This is a genomic window from Fundidesulfovibrio magnetotacticus (assembly GCF_013019105.1).
Taxonomy (GTDB): Bacteria; Desulfobacterota; Desulfovibrionia; order Desulfovibrionales; family Desulfovibrionaceae; genus Fundidesulfovibrio; species Fundidesulfovibrio magnetotacticus.
The window spans coordinates 1-972 of sequence record NZ_BLTE01000047.1; the positions used below are offsets into that span (position 1 = coordinate 1).

1 protein-coding gene is annotated in these 972 nt (G+C 72.3%); it reads right to left on the reverse strand.

Annotated elements, in window-relative coordinates; all coding sequences use genetic code 11:
- Window positions 1-48: 48 nt before the first annotated feature.
- Window positions 49-972 (reverse strand): methyl-accepting chemotaxis protein (locus tag NNJEOMEG_RS20230; protein ID WP_173087284.1); only part of this gene is annotated, 924 nt, incomplete at its 5' end.

Genomic DNA, 972 nt, shown 5'->3' on the forward strand with positions numbered 1-972 from the left:
GGCCGCGACTCGCGTCGCGGCCCTTCGAAGACTGCCGGAGGACCCGGCTCAGGCCAGGGCGCGGGGCTTGCCCGCCCCCGGGGGCAGGGCCTGCCCGCCGCCCGTGCCGTCCTGCATGTCGCCGATGAGCCGCCGGAGCACCTGGGCCTGCCGGGCCAGGTCCGAAACGGCCTGGGCCGCCTGGGTCATGGCCTGGGAGGTCTCGGAGGAGATGGTGCTCACCTCCTCGATGGAGCGGTTGATCTCCTCACTGGCCGCCGACTGCTGCTCCGAGGCCGCCGCGATGGAGCGCACCTGGTCCGAGGCCGAATCCACCATGCTCACGATCTCCTTGAGGGACTCGCCGGAACGGGTGGCCAGGGCGGCGGCCTCCTCGATGGTGCGCACGGCCTGCTCCACGTTGCCGATGTTGGAGCGCGTGCCCTGCTGGATGCCCGTGATGGCCTCGCCCACCTCCTTGGTGGCCTGCATGGTCTTTTCGGCCAGCTTGCGCACCTCGTCGGCCACCACGGCGAAGCCGCGCCCCGCCTCGCCCGCGCGCGCGGCCTCGATGGCCGCGTTGAGCGCCAGGAGGTTCGTCTGGTCCGCGATGTCGGAGATAACGTTCATGACCTGCCCGATGCCCTCGGCCTGGCCGCCCAGCACGCCCATGTCGCGCTTCAGGGCCAGGGCCTGCTCCTCCACTTGCTGGATGGAGGCCACCACCTGGCCCACCACGCGCGAGCCCTCCTCGGCGCGGCCCCTGGCCCCCTGGGAGGTCTCGGCGGCCTGGGAGGCGTTCTTGGCCACCTCCAGCACCGTGGCGTTCATCTCCTCCATGGCCGTGGCGGTCTCGGCCACGCGCTGGGCCTGGTTCTCCGCGCCCCGGCTGGACTGCTCCACCTGGGCCGAAAGCTGTTCCGAGGCCGAGGTGAGCACCTCCGACACCTGCTCCAGCTCCGCCGCCACGCGGAGCATGCGCTCCATGGCCTC